The sequence below is a fragment of the Nonomuraea sp. N2-4H genome, assembly GCF_045291505.1.
Taxonomy (GTDB): domain Bacteria; phylum Actinomycetota; class Actinomycetes; order Streptosporangiales; family Streptosporangiaceae; genus Nonomuraea; species Nonomuraea fastidiosa.
The window spans coordinates 3,170,829-3,188,216 of sequence record NZ_CP147987.1 but is presented as its reverse complement, the minus strand read 5'-3'; the positions used below and the strand labels follow the sequence as shown (position 1 = coordinate 3,188,216).

General features: G+C 73.9%; 20 protein-coding genes. 15 read left to right on the top strand and 5 right to left on the bottom strand.

What is annotated here, in order from left to right; genetic code table 11:
- The first annotated feature begins 33 nt into the window (after positions 1 to 33).
- From WBK31_RS14735 to WBK31_RS14725, 3 genes are all read left to right on the top strand, one after another.
- Complete coding sequence (locus tag WBK31_RS14735; protein ID WP_406675039.1) at positions 34 to 378, top strand: hypothetical protein; 345 nt, start codon at positions 34 to 36, stop codon at positions 376 to 378.
- Positions 360 to 2,159 carry a hypothetical protein gene (locus WBK31_RS14730; RefSeq protein ID WP_406675038.1) on the top strand — a complete coding sequence of 600 codons (1,800 nt, stop codon included), beginning with the start codon at positions 360 to 362 and terminating at the stop codon, positions 2,157 to 2,159. Before WBK31_RS14735 ends, WBK31_RS14730 begins: the two co-directional genes overlap by 19 nt.
- A 183-nt stretch (positions 2,160 to 2,342) precedes the next feature.
- A complete protein-coding gene (locus WBK31_RS14725) occupies positions 2,343 to 3,593 on the top strand; it encodes an FAD-dependent monooxygenase (RefSeq protein ID WP_406675037.1) in 1,251 nt (416 codons plus the stop codon).
- Between the two features lie 11 nt (positions 3,594 to 3,604).
- Here the strand turns inward: WBK31_RS14725 and WBK31_RS14720 are convergent, their stop codons facing one another.
- The 3 genes from WBK31_RS14720 to WBK31_RS14710 all read right to left on the bottom strand — a co-directional run bounded on the left by WBK31_RS14720 (position 3,605) and on the right by WBK31_RS14710 (position 7,347).
- Positions 3,605 to 4,732, bottom strand: coding sequence for a winged helix DNA-binding domain-containing protein (locus WBK31_RS14720; protein ID WP_364050768.1), 1,128 nt, complete (start codon positions 4,730 to 4,732; stop codon positions 3,605 to 3,607).
- A gap of 66 nt (positions 4,733 to 4,798) precedes the next feature.
- On the bottom strand, positions 4,799 to 6,328 hold the full coding sequence (locus WBK31_RS14715; protein WP_364050765.1) for a phosphodiester glycosidase family protein: 1,530 nt from the start codon (positions 6,326 to 6,328) through the stop codon (positions 4,799 to 4,801).
- Between the two features lie 95 nt (positions 6,329 to 6,423).
- Positions 6,424 to 7,347 carry a GntR family transcriptional regulator gene (locus WBK31_RS14710; RefSeq protein ID WP_364050762.1) on the bottom strand — a complete coding sequence of 308 codons (924 nt, stop codon included), beginning with the start codon at positions 7,345 to 7,347 and terminating at the stop codon, positions 6,424 to 6,426.
- A gap of 180 nt (positions 7,348 to 7,527) precedes the next feature.
- Here WBK31_RS14710 and WBK31_RS14705 point away from each other — a divergent pair, with 180 nt between their 5' ends.
- The 7 genes from WBK31_RS14705 to WBK31_RS14675 all read left to right on the top strand — a co-directional run bounded on the left by WBK31_RS14705 (position 7,528) and on the right by WBK31_RS14675 (position 11,581).
- A complete protein-coding gene (locus WBK31_RS14705; RefSeq protein WP_364050759.1) occupies positions 7,528 to 8,154 on the top strand; it encodes a GNAT family N-acetyltransferase in 627 nt (208 codons plus the stop codon).
- A gap of 232 nt (positions 8,155 to 8,386) precedes the next feature.
- Positions 8,387 to 8,809, top strand: a complete 423-nt coding sequence (locus WBK31_RS14700) for a hypothetical protein (RefSeq protein WP_406675036.1) — start codon at positions 8,387 to 8,389, stop codon at positions 8,807 to 8,809.
- Positions 8,796 to 8,960 carry a hypothetical protein gene (locus tag WBK31_RS14695; protein WP_364050750.1) on the top strand — a complete coding sequence of 55 codons (165 nt, stop codon included), beginning with the start codon at positions 8,796 to 8,798 and terminating at the stop codon, positions 8,958 to 8,960. Before WBK31_RS14700 ends, WBK31_RS14695 begins: the two co-directional genes overlap by 14 nt.
- Positions 8,961 to 9,099: 139 nt before the next feature.
- The gene (locus WBK31_RS14690) at positions 9,100 to 9,435 is read left to right on the top strand and encodes a hypothetical protein (protein WP_364050747.1); all 336 of its coding nucleotides are present in this window, start codon (positions 9,100 to 9,102) and stop codon (positions 9,433 to 9,435) included.
- A complete protein-coding gene (locus WBK31_RS14685) occupies positions 9,432 to 9,923 on the top strand; it encodes a hypothetical protein (protein WP_406675035.1) in 492 nt (163 codons plus the stop codon). Before WBK31_RS14690 ends, WBK31_RS14685 begins: the two co-directional genes overlap by 4 nt.
- 106 nt (positions 9,924 to 10,029) lie before the next feature.
- A complete protein-coding gene (locus tag WBK31_RS14680) occupies positions 10,030 to 10,437 on the top strand; it encodes a YciI family protein (protein ID WP_364057376.1) in 408 nt (135 codons plus the stop codon).
- 7 nt (positions 10,438 to 10,444) lie between these two features.
- Positions 10,445 to 11,581, top strand: a complete 1,137-nt coding sequence (locus WBK31_RS14675) for an RNA polymerase sigma factor (protein ID WP_406675496.1) — start codon at positions 10,445 to 10,447, stop codon at positions 11,579 to 11,581.
- A 5-nt stretch (positions 11,582 to 11,586) separates the two neighbouring features.
- On the opposite strand, the gene WBK31_RS14670 is transcribed toward WBK31_RS14675, so the two are convergent.
- Both WBK31_RS14670 and vanY-N read right to left on the bottom strand, forming a co-directional pair.
- Positions 11,587 to 12,330 carry a VOC family protein gene (locus WBK31_RS14670; protein ID WP_406675034.1) on the bottom strand — a complete coding sequence of 248 codons (744 nt, stop codon included), beginning with the start codon at positions 12,328 to 12,330 and terminating at the stop codon, positions 11,587 to 11,589.
- Positions 12,331 to 12,340: 10 nt separating this feature from the next.
- A complete protein-coding gene (gene vanY-N / locus WBK31_RS14665) occupies positions 12,341 to 12,922 on the bottom strand; it encodes a D,D-peptidase/D,D-carboxypeptidase VanY-N (RefSeq protein ID WP_364050738.1) in 582 nt (193 codons plus the stop codon).
- A 190-nt stretch (positions 12,923 to 13,112) separates the two neighbouring features.
- Between vanY-N and WBK31_RS14660 the strand changes: the two genes are divergently transcribed.
- The 5 genes from WBK31_RS14660 to WBK31_RS14640 are packed head-to-tail and all read left to right on the top strand — an operon-like array spanning position 13,113 to position 17,332.
- Entirely contained in the window at positions 13,113 to 13,778 is a 666-nt protein-coding gene (locus WBK31_RS14660) for a response regulator transcription factor (RefSeq protein WP_364050735.1), read from the top strand.
- On the top strand, positions 13,775 to 15,403 hold the full coding sequence (locus WBK31_RS14655) for an ATP-binding protein (protein WP_406675033.1): 1,629 nt from the start codon (positions 13,775 to 13,777) through the stop codon (positions 15,401 to 15,403). The genes WBK31_RS14660 and WBK31_RS14655 overlap by 4 nt, the downstream gene beginning before the upstream one ends.
- Entirely contained in the window at positions 15,400 to 15,885 is a 486-nt protein-coding gene (locus WBK31_RS14650; RefSeq protein ID WP_364050729.1) for a hypothetical protein, read from the top strand. The genes WBK31_RS14655 and WBK31_RS14650 overlap by 4 nt, the downstream gene beginning before the upstream one ends.
- Positions 15,886 to 15,941: 56 nt before the next feature.
- Positions 15,942 to 16,547 (top strand): TetR/AcrR family transcriptional regulator, encoded by a 606-nt coding sequence (locus WBK31_RS14645; RefSeq protein ID WP_378789126.1) that lies wholly within the window; start codon positions 15,942 to 15,944, stop codon positions 16,545 to 16,547.
- Positions 16,544 to 17,332 carry an SDR family oxidoreductase gene (locus WBK31_RS14640; RefSeq protein WP_364050723.1) on the top strand — a complete coding sequence of 263 codons (789 nt, stop codon included), beginning with the start codon at positions 16,544 to 16,546 and terminating at the stop codon, positions 17,330 to 17,332. Before WBK31_RS14645 ends, WBK31_RS14640 begins: the two co-directional genes overlap by 4 nt.
- The last annotated feature ends 56 nt before the right edge of the window (positions 17,333 to 17,388 follow it).

Sequence of the window (17,388 nt, the reverse complement as noted above, 5' to 3'; positions counted from 1 at the left end):
CGGGGGCGGTGTGGCCGTCCCTCCCCGCCGGCCGTGCCCGCCGCGCCATGGGCGGGGGCGGTGCAGGAGCGGGATGCGGCGGTCGAGCTGCTGGTACGGCGGGTGCTGCCCGAGGAGGACCGGGCCCGCAAGGGGTTGCTCGGCGGCTATGACATCGCACCGGTCTCGTTCAGCCCCGGCCACACCGAGGCCGCCGCTCCCGGCCCTGACGACCTGCACACGATCGGCCGGTTCTTCACCGATCTCCATCCCCATCGGCTGCTGGTGGTGGGCGAATCGGGCGCGGGCAAGACGGTCCTCGCCATCGAGCTGGTGCTGCAGCTCCTGGAGTCCCCCTGGCCACCGGTCAGCCCCCGCGCATGGTCCCGGTACGCCTGAACGCCGCCCGCTGGACCCCGGGCAGGCCGTTCGAGAGCTGGCTGGCCGAGCAGCTCGTCCAAGACTTCGGCCTGGCGGGGGACGACGCGCACCGGCTCGTACACGACCGCAAGGTGCTGCCGGTGGTGGACGGCCTGGACGAGCTGGACCCCGGCCCGCCCGCCGGGCCCCCGCGCCGGGCGATGAGCCTGCTCGCCGAGCTCAACCGCTACAGCGACCTGTCCGGCCGCCGCGCCGGAGCGGTGGTCGTCACCTGCCGCGCCGACCGCCACGCCGAGCTGCGCGCGGCCGGTGTCTGGCTCGACGACGCCACCTTGATCCGGCTCCACGACCTGACCGTGGAGCAGATCGCCGCCTACCTGAAGGCCCGCTGGCCGGACGGCCACCCCTGCGCGGGCGACCGCGACGCCGTTCAGGCGGCGCTCACCGGACCCGCCGGCCGAGCCGTTCACCTGGCGCTGGCCACGCCGTGGCGGTTGCTGCTGACCGTCACCGCCGTGGAGTCCGGCGCCGACCCGGACGAGCTGCTGCGCGTCGATCCGCACGCCGACCACCGCAAGGGGGCGGACGCGATCGCCGGGCGGCTGCTCGACGCGTACGTCCCGGCGGCGACCCGGCTGACGCCCCGGGACGCGCACGGCGCCGCGTACCGGCCGGATCAGGTGCGGGCCTGGCTTGAACGGCTGGCTGCCCACCTGCGCTGGCAGGCCGCCGTCAGCGCGAGGTCGGACCGGCCGCCGCCCGGGCTGACGGCCATCGACATCGTGCCCCACCTGCTGTGGCCGATCGGCGGGCGGTTCCTGGTACGGGCGTTGCACGGCCTGTGCGCGGTGGCGCTCGCGATCGTGGCGATGGTCGCGTTCTGGACGGGTTCGGCGCTCGGCGCGCCGGATCTTGGCGCGGCCGGGGGCGGAGAGCAGGCTTTGACGCTGGCGATCATGGCGTCCTGGGTGGTGATCGTGAGCGGCCTGTCGCTGTCGCCGTGGCCGTCGGCCGCGGGCGGCCGGGCCAACGTGCCGCGCCGCAGGCGGGTGACGGGGGCGGTGCTCGGCGGGCTGGCGGGGCTGCCGGTCGGTGTGCTGGGCGGGCTGGCCGGGCTGCTGCTGACCGGCGGCGACGTCTTCGGCCCGCTCTTCGCGGTCGTCGCGGGCGGCACGGGCGGGCTGGCGCTGGGGTCGGTCATCGGGCTGACCGCCGCCGGGCGGGTGGGCGCCGGGCGCATGACGGTCGCCGAGGCGATCCGTGCCGAGCCGGTCACGCTGATGGGCTTCGGGCTGTGCGGCGCGCTCACCGGACTGGCCCCGCTCCGGCTTGCCCACGCCGGACCCGCGGCGCTGGTCGTGGGCGTGGCCGGGGCGTTCGTGCTGGCGTTCGCGCTCGGAGTCGTCTTCACGATCACTACGGGTGGGTGGAGCATGGACGCCGAGCTGGCGCACCCGCGCGAGGCGCTGCACCGCAACCCCACCATCGGGATGGCCTTCGGGCTCACCGGCGGGGTCGCGGCCTTCCTGGTGTTCGTGATGAGCCAGAGCCTCGCCGTGTCGCTGGCGTGCGCGGTCGTCGGCGGCGTCGCCTTCGGGCTCAGCTTCGGCGCGCTCGCCTGGACCCGTACCGTGATCGGCCTCATCGTCGCGGCGGCGCGCGGGCTGCTGCCGCTGCGCTTGTGGAGCTTCCTCGACTGGGCGTGCGAGGCGCGGCTGCTGCGCGTCAGCGGCGCCACGTACCAGTTCCGGCACCGCGAGCTCCAGGACTTCCTGACCTCCGCCGACAGCGGCTCTTGACCGCGAAGACCGCCGGCCTCGGCCCGTGATCTGGCCCGCCGGCCTCGGGCCGTGATCTGGTCAGCCCCACGAATCCCGGAGCGCGCTTCCGGCGGGAACATTCGTCCAATCCTTGCCACGCCCTCGGAGATGACACTGGCTCCACGATGCTCGCGATGCCCGGCGAAAAGGGGGCGATTCAACGTGCGGATTCTCATCTCCGGAGCCGGAGTGGCCGGGCCGGTGCCGGCGTACTGGCTGGTCAGGAACGGCTTCGCGGTGACCGTCGTCGAGCGCGCCCCGGAGCTGCGCAGGACCGGCGGCCACGCCGTCGATCTCTTCCGGCCCGCGGTGGACATCTCGGAGAAGATGGGCGTACTGCCGCACATTGCGGAGCGGGCCACCGGCACGAGCCGGATGAGCGTCCACCCCGAGGGCTCACGGCGCGCCGTACGGGCCGACCTCGGCAAGATCTTCCGCGCCACGTCCGCGCGGCACGTCGAGATCATGCGCGACGACCTGACCGCGATCTACCACGAGGCGACGCGCGACGGCGTCCAGTACGTCTTCGGCGACGCGATCACCGCGATCTCGCCGGACGGCGAGGTGCGCTTCGAGCGCGGCGGGCCGCGCCGCTTCGGCCTCGTCGTGGGCGCGGACGGGCTGCATTCCGGCGTGCGCCGCCTCATCTTCGGCGACACGTCCTCCTTGAGCGCTTTCGCCGGCGCGTACTTCGCGGTGCTGTCCCTGCCCGGCCGCCGCGACCTCGACGGCGAGCTGCGCATCCACGTCGGCGTGGGCAGGACCGCCGGCGTGTACGGCGCGCGGCACCTCGACGAGGCCCGGGTGCTGTTCCTGTTCCGCAGCGGGCGGCTCGACTACGACCACCGTGACGTGCCCCGGCAGAAGGAGCTGCTGCGCAAGGCGTTCCAGGGCATGCACCCCGAGGTGGACGGCTGGCTGGCCGGGCTCGGCGGCGCTCCCGCGTTCTACTTCGACTCGATCACGCAGCTCCGCATGGACACCTGGTCGCGCGGACGGGTGACGCTCGTCGGCGACGCCGGCGACTGCCCCGGCCCGGCCGTCGGCGGCAGCACCAGCCTGGCCGTCGTCGGCGCGTACGTGCTCGCGGGGGAGCTCGCCAGGGCGGGCGGTGACCACGAGCGCGCCTTTCCCGCGTACGAGCGCGCGATGGCCGAGTACGTGCGCCGCAGCCGCGACGTCGCGCTGGGCGCCGCGCGCACGCTCGTCCCGGCCTCGCGCCTCGGGGTGTGGGGCCTGGCCCGGGGCGCCCGCTCGATCTCCGCCCTGCCTGCGGGTCCCAGCCGCGCCCTGACCCGCCTCGCCAGCAAAAAGGCCCGCCTGCACGACTCGATCGCCGTGGACGACTACCCGCTTCCGGCGAACGCCGCCGCCACCGCGCCCGAAACGCCCGCCCCTCACGGACACCGCTGATGGCCGCCCCTCTACGGGAGCATCCGGACCTGCGCGCCCGGCATGTCCGACCACCAGTGGTCGTAGCGGCGGTAGACGGCCGGGTCACGGCCGGCCAGGAGCGCCGTCAGCGCCTCCGCCTCGGCGGCCAGCTCGGCCCACGCCTCGTCGGGCAGCCGGTGGAAGGCGGTGGCCTCGATCCCGCCGCCGACCGGTCGCCAGACTCCGGCGACGTAGCCGTCCACCAGCAGTGCCGGCAGGACGTCGCCGTTGCGCCGGGTGACGAACCCGCGGTATTCGGGCGGGACGACCCGGCTGCGGTCGGCGTAGGCGAGCAGGACGTTGTCCCACATCGGCAGCAGCCGCGCAGGCGCGGGCGTGTCTTCGGCCGGGCGGGGCGCGCCGGGCAGGTCGAACAGCTCCGAGCCGCCCGGGCCGGTCAGCCGCTCGAGCCGGTCGGCGACCGCGTCCAGCGCGGCGCGGGCGCGTTTCCTCGTCACCAGCGCGAACTGGGCGACGTCGAGCGCCGACGCGGGGCCGTACCCCGCTAGATACCGCAGAACGAGCGTCTGCAGGGCCTGGTCGGCGTCCGCTCCGAGCGTGGGCGGCAGGCCGGAGGCGACGTAGGCCGGGCGGAGGCCGAACGACCACGGCGGGCCCGTGGGCGCGTGCACCAGCGGCGCGAAGCTCTTCAAAGCCCACCACACGCCCTGAGGCGGAACGCCGAGCCGCTGCTCGATCCACGCACGAAGCTCGCCGGTCGAACGCGGCCGGTCGGCGAAGGCCAGCAGGTCGCCGACCAGCGCGTCGGCGTCGGCCGCGGTGAGGCCGCTGCCGGTGAAGCGCCGGTCACCGAGCCGGGAGCCGCGCAGCGTGGGCTGCATCGCCTCGTGGAAGCAGGGGTGATCGTCGGCGTGCACGGCGTGCAGCGTGATCCGCATGAGCGTGGCCTTGACGATCTTGCGCTCGGTGAACGCCGCGTCCAGATCGGCCGGGTCGAAGCCGGCGACGCGGTTCCATAAGGCCAGGTACGGCGAGGCCGCATGCTGTGCCTGCAACCCCACCACCCGGCGAACCGCCTCGCCGGCATCGACGGCCTCCCGCCCCAGCAGGAACTGGCGGGCGAGGGTGGAGCGGTTGAGTGCACGCGGGGAGAGCATGCGGCCATTCTTCCGAGCGGGACCGACAGAAACGCCCCCGATCACCCTCCCGGATGGCCGCCGCGATCACCGTCCCTTATGGATGAGGAACACGTTGCCCAGGGCTCGCTGGCCGGTGGCGTCGGACGGGCGGTTGATGATGCCCGATCGGGCGGTGGCCATGACGCTGGATCCGCCCCCGTCGAGGTTGAGCGCCTGCACCGCGCCCAGCCGCTTCATCAGCGCGGCCGTCTGCGCGATGCCGAGGCCCTCGCTGTAGCCGTCCTGGCGGCCGTCCACGACGACGAGCAGCAGGCGGCCCTGGCGGTCCACGCCGATCATCGAGCGCGGGTTGGCGCGTACGGTCCAGTTGTAGGTGAACGTCTGGTCGCTGCCGTCGCGGATGATGCCGTCGGCGGCCGCGTTGACCGAGATCCGGCCGTCGCGGACGAGCGTGGGGCCGACCTGGAGGATCGTGGTGTCCTTGGTGAGCGGTACCTGGTGGCCGCGGCCGTCCTCGACCCGTTCGGTGACGGTCACCCGCCGGCCCGGCTTGACGTTCGCAAGCAGCCAGCCGGCGCTGTCGCCGATGGCCTGGATGGTGGAGCCGCCGGGCGGGACGGCGGCGCCGCGCGTCGCGTTCACCGCGAGGACCTTGCCGTGGGCGTCCAGTACGGCCTCCGCGCCCTCACCGGCCGGCGGCGTCCCCCACTCCGGGGTGAAGCGGACGAGCTCGCTGTCGTCGGTGCACTTGAAGTCGTGCTGCGGCTTCTCGGTGGGCTGGTCGCCGCCGACGCCGCCGCAGTTCCAGACCTCGCCGGGCATCCGGTTGACGCCGTCGATCTCGGCCGTGGCGCGGCCGGCGCGGAGCGTCACGTGGGCGGTGTAGGAGTCGACCTCCACGTGCCGCCCGCCCTTGGTGAGCTTGATGCCGCCGCGGCCCTGGGTGGCCGAGCCGATGAGCTTGCCGTTCTTGACGTACAGGCCGGTGGGTGAGCCGTTGAGGAACCACTGGGCGTTGATGCCCGCCACCGCGCCGGTCGAGGAGACCAGGTCGGTGAGGGTCTCCATCCCGTTCAGCGTGGGCCCGAAGCCGGTCTCGACCGTGCCGTGGAAGTCGCGGAAGTCCACGCGGAGCACGTGGACCTTCTGCGGCGCCCCGGTGTCGGTGCCGTCCTGCGCCGTGTAGCGGGTGCCGCCGGCGAAACCGGCCGCCTTGACCTCGGCGAGTTCGGCGGCGGCCTCGTCGGCGGTGGCGTACCGGCCGATGCGGACGATCCAGCCCAGCGGGCCGCCGGGGTGGTCGGCGAAGGCGGGCATGACGACCTGCTCGATGCGGGGTTCGAATCCCTTCTCGACCAGGGCCGCGTGGACCCGGTCGGCGATCTCCCTGGGGCCCAGCGCCGTGGCGGCCCGGTCGAGCGGGCCGTCAATGGTGGCCGGCAGGTACACGTGGACGGTCCAGACGTCGTCCGAGTCCTTCGCGCCGAGGCTGAGCTGCGTCAGCGTGACGCCGGGAGCCACCGTGACGGGTTCAGCGGGAGATGCCTGCGCGGGGCCGGTCGGCGCCAGGAGCGCCGCGGCCACCACGAGGGAGAGGAGGGCTTTGCCGTTCATTCGTGTCACTCCACCGGAAAAGGGTTACGTTGCGGGATTCATACCTGTTTCCGGCGCTGAAGATCACGTGAACGGCGGGCTTCGCCAAGTGCTCGCTACGCGCGGTGCCGCCGTCCGATCAGCACGGCGGCACCGTCCAGCAGCAACCGCAGCCCGGCCTCGAAGAACACCGTCAGGTCGAATCCGAGGGTGTCGTCGATGGGCGCCGCGGGCGTCGAGAGCGCGGCGTGCAGGGACGGCAGGTGGGCGGTGTACCACTGGTCGGGCGACAGGCCCGTGTGCTGCTCGGCGTCGCGCTGCGCCTCCAGGTTGGTGGCGGTCCCCCTGGCGTGGTTGGCCACCGCCCACCACACGATCCGGGCCGTCTCGGGATCGAGGCCGAGCCCGAGTATGGCGTTCATGCCCCAGGTGCCGAACCTGAGCATGTTGGGCAGGGGCTGCGGGTGGGTGAGCGACATGACCCGGGGCAGCCAGGGATGGCGCAGGTAGAGGCCCCATTGCAGGCGCGCCGCGAGCTCCAGGTGCGCCCGCCAGCTCGGCGGCGGCTCCTGGGGCAGGTCCAGTTCGCCGAAGGCGGTGTCGGCCATGAGCGCGGCCAGTTCCTCCTTGCCGTCCACGAGGCCGTACAGGGACATGGTGGGCATGCCGAGCCTGGCCGCGACGCCGCGCATGGACACCGCCTCGAAGCCCTGCTCGTCCGCGAGCGCGATCGCGGCCCGCACGACCCGCCGCCGCTCGTCGTCCGGGCCGGAGGCGACCGGGCGGCGCTCCCGGCGCGGCCGGGGCCTCGGGGCTGACGCGGGTTCCGCGACGACGGTGCCGACGCGTGGGACGGCCACCACCCGGCCGCGCCTGCGCAGCGTGTCGAGCGCCTTGGCGGCGGTCGCGGTGGCCACGCCCCACTGCGCGGCGGCCTGCCTGATGGAGGGGACGCGGTCGCCGGGCCGCAGCGCGCCCGTGTCGATGCGCCGCTCGATCTCCCGCACGATCCGCTGATAGGGCGGGAGGCTTCTCCGCATGACCGATCGCGTCCTCTTCCTGTACTAGGGCAGCGGCGCACCGGCCACAGTGACGGGATCGCCCCTGGTGGAGGGCTGATGAGCTGGCCTAGCACACCGCCGCTCATGGCAGGCGCCGCCTCGCGGGGCGGGCTACCGTCTCCGTTCGTACACCGTACAACGACTCCTCCGAGGTGAGCATTGCCCGACGCCATCGAAGTGGTACGCGCCGCCGAGCTGGGCGAGAGCCATCGCCGAGCCATCGCCGAGGTCTTCGTCGACGGGTTCGGCCCCGACTTCTCCTACTTCTCCGACGACCCCGCCAAGCTCGCCGACGCCTTGGAGCACGCGCTGGTCCTCGACGTGTTCTACGTGGCCCTGGTCGACGGGCGTCCCGCCGGGATCACCGCCTGTACGGACGGCAGGCGGCCGTCGTTCCAGCACGACAGGCGCGAGCTGCGCAGGCACCTGGGGTTCTACAAGGGCACCATCGCCGACATCGGTTTCCGCCGCGAGTTCGCCAAACCTCTCCCCTACGCCAAGGACGGGATGGCCTCCCTGGAGTTCGTGGCCACCGCCATCCGGTACCGGGGCCGGGGCGTCGCGACGGCGTTGCTGACCCACCTGCTCGCCCTCCCCCAGTACGACGAGTACGTCCTGGCGGAGATCTCCGACGTCAACACCGCGGCCCTGCGCCTGTACGACAAGCTCGGCTTCCGCGAGTTCCAGCGCACCAAAGTGCGCCACACCCGAAAGACCGGGATCAACTACTACATCTCCCTGCGGCTCGTACAGGCCGAAAGGCGGGCCGTCGACGAGCGTCACTGAGACGACCGGCCGAGCAGCACGACCGCCAGAACGGCCCCGGCCAGGCAGACCACGCCCGCCACGAGCATCGCCGCGTGGAGCCCGCCCAGCGTGGCGAGCACGGGCGTCGCCGCGCCAGCGCCTCGGTACGCGCGGTCGCGACGGCCGCCAGCCCCGCGGTGCCGATCGCGCCTCCTCGTCGAGCGGCGGCCCGCACCGGCCGAAGCGCCGCCGGCGGCCGCGTCCCGAACGTGTGCGGCCGGGCCTCCGGCTGATGATCGAGGCGTTCGGCGACGTGCCCGCGCTCGTGATCGGCCGGTGCACCGACGTGCTGGCCTGGAACCGCACGGCGCACGCGCTGCTGGCCGGGCATCTGCCGTACGAGGCGCCCGAGCAGCCCTGGCAGCGCCCCAACATCGCACGCCTGGTCTTCCTCGACCCGCACACCCGCGAGCTGTACGCCGACTGGCGGGGCAAGGCCCGCGACACCGTGGCCGACCTGCGCCTGATCGCCGCCCGCTACCCCGACGATCCGGACTTGGCCGAGCTGATCGGCGAGCTGACCTTGAACAGCGCGGAGTTCGCCGCGCTGTGGGCGGCTCACCACGTACCCGCCTGCATCCCGCCCACGCGCGCCTTCCGTCACCCGCTGGTGGGCGTCGATGACGCTGAATGACGAGCTGATGGAGCTGCCCCAGGACGACGGCCGGCGCCTGGCGGTCTTCACCGCCGCCCCGGGCTCCCCCGACGCGGCCGCCCTGAAGCTCCTCACCCGCCTGGCCACCGGTGATGCGGCGCGCGTCAGCACTGAGGCGCCGTACGTGTGACGTCTGTGCCACGGACACGTAGCGGCTACGCGGGGCCGGGCCCGGCCGCGCGCCGTTCGTCACGCCGTGGACGCCGTCCTGCCCGAGACCCACCCCGCATGACCGCGACCTGAGTCGATCAAGGGCCTAAGGTAGGCGCATGGGTCATGGGAAGACGTCGTTCGTCTGCTTGCCGTGCCGCGCCTCGTACAAGCAGCCCCACCTCGCCAGGGGCGAGGGTGACCGGGTGTGCCCGGGGTGCGCCGGGCCGCTGATCCACGTCGGATCCGCCTTCGCGGCGCCGGCCCGGCGCGACGTCGAGGGCTGGCGGGTGCTGTCGGTGCTGCTGCACGCCGGGATCCGGTTCCCCATGGGGTGCGGCGACGGTCCCGGCTACCGGCCGCGCACGCTCGCCGAGGTACGCGAGCGCCAGGCGTACGCGCGGGCCGCCGGGGAGCCGTTCGCCCGCGCCCTCCTGCGCGAGGAGCTGCCATGACGCTGGGCCGGCTGCTGGGCAGGGGGCCGCGGCGCGAGCCGCCCAGCGATGCCGAGACCGCCGAGCACATGCGCGGCCTGGCCGACGGCTTCGTGGAGCGGGCGCGGGCCGAGGGGTTCGCGCTCGACTGGGACCCGGCGTTCCTGCATCACCTCGACAACTACTGCGCCGCGTTCGTGGCCACCAAGCCGGCTCCCGAGGACGCGCACGAGGTGATCATGGGTGCGGGCGCGTACCTGGGCGAGATGATCGTCAGGAACTGCGGCTGGTCGTGGGTGTACTGCACCGATCAGCGGGCCGCCGCGGTGGAGAGCCCCGACGGGCTGCGCGGCTACCCGCACAACAAGGTCGCCAAGCGCATCGGCCAGGGCCCCGCGCACGATCTCGCGGCGTTCTTCGCGTACGCGCGCACGGGCGAGCCGCCGCACGGGACGACCGCCCGCGTCTCCGGGCCGCCGTGGTGGCGGCGGCTGCGATCCAGGGCCTGATCGCGCCCTTCAAAAAAAGTCGCGGCGAAGATGTCGAGAACGCGGCGGCGGCTCCGTCCCCGGCATGAACACCGCGATGACGACCGACCGTACGAAGGAGAACGCGATGGCCAAGTACCTGCTGCTCAAGCACTACCGGGGCGCGCCCGCGCCGGTCAACGACGTGCCGATGGACCAGTGGACGCCGGAGGAGGTCTCGGCGCACATCCAGTACATGCGCGACTTCGCCAAGAGGCTGGAGGACACCGGCGAGTTCGTCGACGCCCAGGCGCTCGCTCCGGAGGGCATGTGGGTCCGATACGGCGGCGAGGGCCGGCCGCCGGTCACCGACGGCCCGTTCCCCGAGACCAAGGACCTGATCGCCGGCTGGATGGTGATCGACGTCGACAGCCAGGAGCGGGCGCTGGAGCTGGCCGCCGAGCTGTCGGCGGCGCCGGGCGCGGGCGGCGAGCCGATCCACGAATGGCTGGAGGTGCGGCCGTTCCTCCACGAGCCCGAGACCATCACGGAGTAGCCGCATGGTGGACGAGGCCCTGCTGCGCAGCCTCACCCCCGTCGTGATCGGCGTCCTCGTCCGTCGCGGAGCGGATTTCGCGGCGGCCGAGGACGCCGTCCAGGAGGCGCTGGTCGAGGCCGTGCGCGGCTGGCGGGACGGCCCGCCGCGCGACCCGCAGGGCTGGCTGGTCACCGTGGCCTGGCGCAAGTTCCTCGACGCCGCCCGCGCCGACACCGCGCGCCGCAACCGCGAGGCGCGTGCCGGGGCCGAGCCGCCGCCCGGCCCCGGCGCGGCGGTGGACGACACGCTGTGGCTGTACTTCCTGTGCGCGCATCCGTCGCTGTCGCCGTCCTCGGCCGTGGCGCTCACGCTGCGCGCGGTCGGCGGGCTGACCACGCGGCAGATCGCGCAGGCGTACATGGTGCCGGAGGCGACGATGGCGCAGCGCATCAGCAGGGCCAAGCGGACCGTCGCGAACGTCCGCTTCGACCGGCCGGGCGACGTCGCCACCGTGCTGCGCGTGCTCTACCTGGTCTTCAACGAGGGCTACTCCGGCGACGTGGACCTCGCCGAGGAGGCGATCAGGCTCACCCGGCAGCTCGCCGCGATGATCGACCACGAGGAGGTGGCGGGCCTGCTCGCGCTCATGCTGCTGCACCACGCGCGGCGCGCGGCCAGGACCGGCCCCGACGGCCGGCTCATCCCCCTCGCCGAGCAGGACCGCAGCCTGTGGGACACCCGCATGATCGCCGAGGGCGTGAAGGTGCTGCAGGCGGCGCTGGCCCGAGACCGGCTGGGCGAGTACCAGGCGCAGGCGGCCATCGCCGCGCTGCACGCCGACGCGCAGACGGCCGAGGAGACCGACTGGGTGCAGATCGTCGAGTGGTACGACGAGCTGGTCCGCCTCACCGGCAGCCCGGTGGCCCGGCTCAACCGGGCCGTCGCGGTCGGGGAGGCCGACGGGCCGCGCGCCGGTCTGGCCGCTTTGGCGGAGCTGGACCCCGCCCTGCCCAGGTACGCCGCCGTCGCGGCGTACCTGCACGAACGTGACGGCGACCGGGAGACGGCGGCCCGGCTGTACGCCGAGGCCGCCCGGTCGGCGCCGAGCCTGCCCGAGCGCGACCACCTCATCCGGCAGGCGGCCAGGCTCCGCTCCTCATGATCTCCTCAGGAGGTGGAGCGGCCGAGCACGCAGAACTCGTTGCCCTCGATGTCGGCCATCACCGTCCACGACACCTCGCCCTGCCCCACGTCGGCGAAGCGCGCGCCGAGCTCCTGCAGCCGGGCCACCTGCGCCGGCTTGTCGTCGGCCGGGTCGGGCAGCACGTCGAGGTGGAAGCGGTGCCACACCGCCGGCTCGCCGGAGACCCGGATCAACTCCAGGTACGGCCCGACGCCCTGGGACGAGCGCAGCCTGGCGTGGTCGCCGGTCACCTCGTGCACGGTCCAGTCGAGCGCCTCGCCCCAGAAGCCGGCCATGGCCCCGGGGTCGGCGCAGTCGACGACCACGGCGGCGATCGGCCCGGTGTCGCGGTAGATCTCGCGCGGCTCCAGGACGCAGAAGACGTTGCCTTCCGGGTCGGCCATCACCGTCCACGGCACGTCGCCCTGCCCGATGTCGGCGGGGGTCGCGCCGAGCTCCGTCAGGCGGGCGACCAGCTCGGCCTGGTGCTCGGCGGAGGTGGTGGCCAGATCGAGGTGGACGCGGTAGCGCACCGTCTCGGGGTCGGGGACCCGGACGAGGTCGATGCAGACGGCGGAGGGGTCCGGCCAGGGGAAGCCCGCCGGCGTGAGGTTCGTCACCCCGGGGGCCTCGCTGTCCATCTCCCAGCCGAGCGCGCCGGCCCAGAAGCGGCCGAGCGCGACCTCGTCGCGCGCCTTGAGGTTCACCTGAGGGAGTTGCAACGGCATGCCGCTCACCCTATCGGGACGCCCCTGGGTGATCGTCGGCCGTGGCCTGGGGCACGCCCGAGTGCGGCAGGCGGCGCGGCGGGACGCCGCCGGCCTCCGGGCGGTACTCGAAGTGCCACCACTCGTTGTCGTAGATGCGGTAGAGGTCGTAGCGGGCGCCGTGCTCCTCCAGCCAGCGTGCGCCCTCGCGCGGGCGGATGTCGAGGGCGACGCCCTGGACGTGGCGTGACTCCTCCGGCGGCAGCACCAGCATGCGCGCGACGGCCGGGGAGCCGCAGCGGCGTACCTCCTCGTCGAATAACCGCTGCTGCGTGGCCGGGTCACGGTATCCGGACGTCAGGCCGATGAGCCGGCCGTGCCGCCACAGCGCCTCGGTGCGCGCCGCCGTGAACGCCGCCCTGGCACCGTCGGTGAGCCCCGTCAGGTCCTCGGCGGGAAAGCGCAGCCCCAGGGCCCAGGTACAGGCCAGCTCCCGGGCCCGGCCGGGACGGCGGGCGAAGGCCACCGGCAGCAGCAGCACCGCCAGCACCATCGTGACCAGGGCGTACACCCGGTCGCGCAGCCTGGGTGGAATGGTGTGTGGTTCGTCCATGGCGACTTACCATGGGCGGCGAATGTGCGCGCGCTGTGCGCCGTATGTCATGGTTCGTCGACGGCTCGATCGTGACACGACCATGACATTGCGGGCACCGCATGCGGACACGGCCGGCCGATAGTGGAGCGGTTGACCGGCAGGTGTGATGTGACGGAGCGAGCCAGTGAAACTCGGCGGCGTATCGCGAGTGTTGTTGATCGAGGATGATCCCGCCGTGCGCGAGGGCCTGGAGCTGGCCCTGAGCCGCCACGGCCACCGCGTGCGCGCGGTGGAGTCCGGCGAGCAGGGGCTCGAGCAGCTGCGCGCGGACCCGCCCGACGTCGTCGTGCTCGACTTGATGCTGCCCGGCATCGACGGTTTCGAGGTGTGCCGCCGCATCCGCGCCGCCGGCGACGTGCCGATCATCATGCTGACCGCGCGCGGCGACGACTTCGACGTGGTGGCCGGGCTGGAGGCGGGCGCCGACGACTACGTGGTCAAGCCGGTGCAGCCCCGGGTGCTGGAGGCCCGCATGCGGGCGGTGCTGCGGCGCGTCGGCCGCGAACAGGCGGAGCTGGAGCACTACCGCGATCTGACCATCGACCGGGCGAGCCTGGTGGTCACCAAGCGGGGCGAGCCGGTCAGTCTCGCCCCGACCGAGCTGCGCATGCTGCTGGAGCTGTCCGGCACGCCCGGCCGGGTGCACACCCGCCAGCAGCTGCTGGAGTCGGTGTGGGAGCACGGCTACTTCGGCGACTCGCGGCTGGTGGACGCGTGCGTGCAGCGGCTGCGCGCCAAGATCGAGGACGACTCGGCATCGCCCGTCTACGTGCAGACGGTCCGCGGGTTCGGCTACCGGTTCGGGCCGGTGTGAAGCCTCCGGCGGCGTCCCTGGGGTTGCGCGGCAGGCTGCTGTCGGCGTTCGTGCTGCTGTGCGTGGTCACGGCGGCGGCGGTGGCCGGCGTCTCCTACGGCAAGGCGCGCAACGAGATCCTGCAGCGGGCCCAGGACGCCGCGGTGGAGGCGATGCGCGAGCGGCTGGCGGCGCTGTATCCGCTGCGCACCGACACGCCGGGCCAGGACGAGCTCGAAAGGATCGCCGCCGGCCTGAACGACACCAACTCCACGGCGGTCGCGTTCTTCCGCGGGCGGCGCGCGCCGGGCCGTCCCGCCCGCCCGCCGGGACAGTGGCGGCCCGGCCGTCCCCCGCTGACGCCGGACCTGGACAGGGCCGCCGTCCCCCCGAGGCTGCGCGAGACCGTCGCCGGCGGCACCATGGCCTGGCAGCGCGTGACCTGGCAGGACCTGCCCGTCCTCATCATCGGCGCGCCGCTGATGATCGCCGAGCCGGACGGCACGACCCGCAACTCCGGCATCGAGGTCTACACCGTGCACAGCCTGCTGCCCGAGCAGCGCAGCATCGACGAGCTCGCACTGTGGGCCTGGCTGTACGGAGGCGCGGCGCTGGTGTTCGCGGTGCTCCTCGGCCTGGCGGCCACCCGTGGGGTCCTGCGTCCGGTGCGCGAGCTGGGGCGGGCGGCGCGGCTGCTGGGCGAGGGCCGGCTGCACACCAGGATCGAGGTACGCGGCTCCGACGAGCTGGCCGACGTGGCCCGGACGTTCAACGACACCGCCGCCGAGCTGGAACGGCACGTCGCGCAGCTGCGTGCGATGGAGGCCGACGCACGCCGGTTCGTGGCCGACGTCTCCCACGAGCTGCGCACCCCGCTCGCCGCGCTGGCGGCGGTCGCCGACGTGCTGGACGAGGAGGCGGCCGACCTGCCCGAGCCCGCCGGACGGGCGGCGCGGCTGGTCAGCCAGGAGACGCTCAACCTGACCCAGCTCGTCAACGACCTCATCGAGATCAGCCGGTTCGACTCCGGTGTGGCGGCGCTCGCTGTGAACGACGTGGACGTGGCCGAGCTGGTCCGCGCGACGCTGCGGACGCGGGGCTGGTCGGAGGCGGTGGAGACCGAGCTGCCCGCCGGGGTGAGCGCGCGGCTGGATCCGCGCCGGGTGGACGTCGTCCTCGCCAACCTGGTCGGCAACGCCCTGCGGCACGGCGAGCCTCCGGTGTCGGTACGCCTGTCCGCCGACGGCGACTCGATCACCGTCGACGTCCGCGACCACGGTCCCGGCCTGGATGAGGAGGTGCTGCCGCACGTGTTCGACCGCTTCTACAAGGCAAGCGCGGCCCGGGCGAGGTCCGAGGGCAGCGGTCTCGGCCTGGCCATCGCCCGGGAGAACGCCCGCCTGCACGGGGGCGACCTGACCGTCGCCAACGCGCCGGACGGCGGCGCCGTCTTCACCCTCCGCCTCCCCCGCACCCAGGACCAGAACAGCGCGCCACCGCCGGGCGCCCCGGACACGGCCGCCGCGCCCGCGCTTTCCGCTCAGGATGCAAGCACCCCTCAGGATGGAAGCACCCCGTCCCAGCCGGGCGCCCCGCGCCGGGACGCCTCCCCCGCGCCCCGCGACGCGGACGGGGGCTCCTCATGAGCACGGGGCGGGCCTGGCGGGCTCTGGTGGGTGTGGGGCTGGCGCTGGTCGTGGTGGCGGGCTGCGGGGTGCGGCCGAGCGACGTGATCCCGGTCGGCCCGCCGCCGAGCGGCCCCGTCGCCTCGGCCAGGGCGACCGCCATCTACTTGATCAAGGACGGCAGGCTGCATCCGGTGCCGCGCCCGCGCGGCCGGTTGTACCCGGCGGACGCGCTGGCGCTGCTGGCGGCCGGGCCGACGGCGCAGGAACGGCAGCAGGGCTACACCTCGGACGTGCCGCGCGAGGCGGAACCGTTCACGGTGGCCTCCGAGCAGGGCGGCCGCCTGGTGATCATCCCGTCGGGCCCGCCCGGCGAGCTGCCGGAGCGGGCCGTCGGGCAGATCGTGTGCACGGTGGCGGCCATGCTGCCGGGCGCCGCCCAGGACATCACGGTCGCCGGCGCCGAGCCGCGCGTGGATCCCGGGGACTGCCCGCCCGTTTGACGAACATTATCCGTACGGATAATGTTTATCCACATGGATAACGAAGGGGATGCGCCGTGACCACGCGCGAGGCGGCGACGGCGGCCCGCAGGGAGCAGATCACCCGCACCGCCATCGCCCTGCTGGCCGAGCGCGGCTACCAGGCCACGACGTTCGAGGCCATCCGCACCGAGGCCGGGCTCAGCAGCAAGCGGCTGATCACCTACCACTTCTCCGGCAAGGACGAGCTGTTCGCGGCCGTGGCCGAGCAGATCGTCGCCGACAGCGAGCAGTACATGCAGGCCGCGCTCAGCGGCGTGACCGGCCCGCGCGAGCTGCTCGCGGCCGTCATCCGGGCGAACGTGCGGTTCATCGCCGAGCACCCGCGCGAGGTGGCGGCGCTGCGGCAGATCCTCATCAACGGCGGACTGCGCGACTACGAGCGCTACGACATCGACTCGCGCGAGCGGCTGGCCCGCCTGCTCGACGAGGGGCAGCGCGCCGGCGACTTCCGCCCGTTCGACGAGCGGATCATGGCGGCGGCGCTGCGGGCCTCGATCGACGCCGTGGCCCCGCTCATCGCGGCCGGCGTCGATCCCGAGCTCTGCGCCGAGGAGCTGGTGGAGCACTTCGACCGCAGCACCCGCGAGGTACCGCGGCGAACGGGAGGGGACGAGCGATGAGCAGCACCGACCACGCCGGGCGCACCTACGTGGTGACCGGCTCGGCCTCGGGTATCGGCGCAGCGACCGCGGCCATGCTCCGCGAGCGCGGCGGCACGGTCATCGGCTGCGACCTCGCCGGCGCCGACGTCCAGGCAGACCTGTCCACCCCTGAGGGGCGGCGGTCGCTGGTCGAGCAGGTGGCCGGGCACGGCCCCATCGACGCGGTGCTCGCCGTGGCGGGCGGCGGCAAGACGGGGATGCTGGAGACGAACTTCTTCGGCGCGGTCGCCACCCTCGAAGGGCTGCGCCCGCTGCTGGCGCGCAGCGGCGCGCCCCGCGCCGTGGCCGTATCGTCGACCTCCTCGCTGGAACCCGCCGACGCACGGGTCATCAAGGCGTGCCTGGACGGCGACGAGGAAGCCGCGCTCGCCCTCATGCGCGCCGAGCCGGGCATCGGCGGCGCCACCGGCGGTTACGGCCTGGCCAAGCGGGCGCTGAACCGCTGGGTGCGCAGGGCCGCGCCGACGCCGGAGTGGGCGGGGTCCGGCATCGCGCTCAACGCGGTCGCGCCCGGCGTCGTGGACACGCCCGCCGCCGCGTACATCATCGAGGACGACGAGGTGCGCCGCGCGGTGGAGTCGGTCTCGCCGCAGCCGTTCGGCGGCTTCCCCGGACGGCCGGAGTGGGTGGCCGAGCTGATCTGCTGGCTGGCCGGGGCGGGCAACCGGTTCGTCACCGGGCAGGTGATCTTCGCCGACGGAGGCGCGGAGGCCACGCTGATCGGCGACGCGCACTGGCGCTGACACGCTCCCCCACATCCCAGGCCGACAAGGGCGCGGCCTTCGCCGTCTCGCCGCAG

Excerpts from the sequence above, each read along its gene's own strand:
- WBK31_RS14690 (WP_364050747.1), top strand. The coding sequence starts at position 9,100 with ATGGGTCATGGGAAGACGTCGTTCGTCTGCTTGCCGTGCCGCGCCTCG.
- WBK31_RS14640 (WP_364050723.1), top strand. The coding sequence starts at position 16,544 with ATGAGCAGCACCGACCACGCCGGGCGCACCTACGTGGTGACCGGCTCG.
- WBK31_RS14650 (WP_364050729.1), top strand. The coding sequence starts at position 15,400 with ATGAGCACGGGGCGGGCCTGGCGGGCTCTGGTGGGTGTGGGGCTGGCG.
- WBK31_RS14710 (WP_364050762.1), bottom strand. The coding sequence starts at position 7,347 with ATGCGGAGAAGCCTCCCGCCCTATCAGCGGATCGTGCGGGAGATCGAG.
- vanY-N (WP_364050738.1), bottom strand. The coding sequence starts at position 12,922 with ATGGACGAACCACACACCATTCCACCCAGGCTGCGCGACCGGGTGTAC.
- WBK31_RS14695 (WP_364050750.1), top strand. The coding sequence starts at position 8,796 with ATGACGCTGAATGACGAGCTGATGGAGCTGCCCCAGGACGACGGCCGG.
- WBK31_RS14685 (WP_406675035.1), top strand. The coding sequence starts at position 9,432 with ATGACGCTGGGCCGGCTGCTGGGCAGGGGGCCGCGGCGCGAGCCGCCC.
- WBK31_RS14720 (WP_364050768.1), bottom strand. The coding sequence starts at position 4,732 with ATGCTCTCCCCGCGTGCACTCAACCGCTCCACCCTCGCCCGCCAGTTC.
- WBK31_RS14715 (WP_364050765.1), bottom strand. The coding sequence starts at position 6,328 with ATGAACGGCAAAGCCCTCCTCTCCCTCGTGGTGGCCGCGGCGCTCCTG.
- WBK31_RS14680 (WP_364057376.1), top strand. The coding sequence starts at position 10,030 with ATGGCCAAGTACCTGCTGCTCAAGCACTACCGGGGCGCGCCCGCGCCG.
- WBK31_RS14730 (WP_406675038.1), top strand. The coding sequence starts at position 360 with ATGGTCCCGGTACGCCTGAACGCCGCCCGCTGGACCCCGGGCAGGCCG.
- WBK31_RS14670 (WP_406675034.1), bottom strand. The coding sequence starts at position 12,330 with ATGCCGTTGCAACTCCCTCAGGTGAACCTCAAGGCGCGCGACGAGGTC.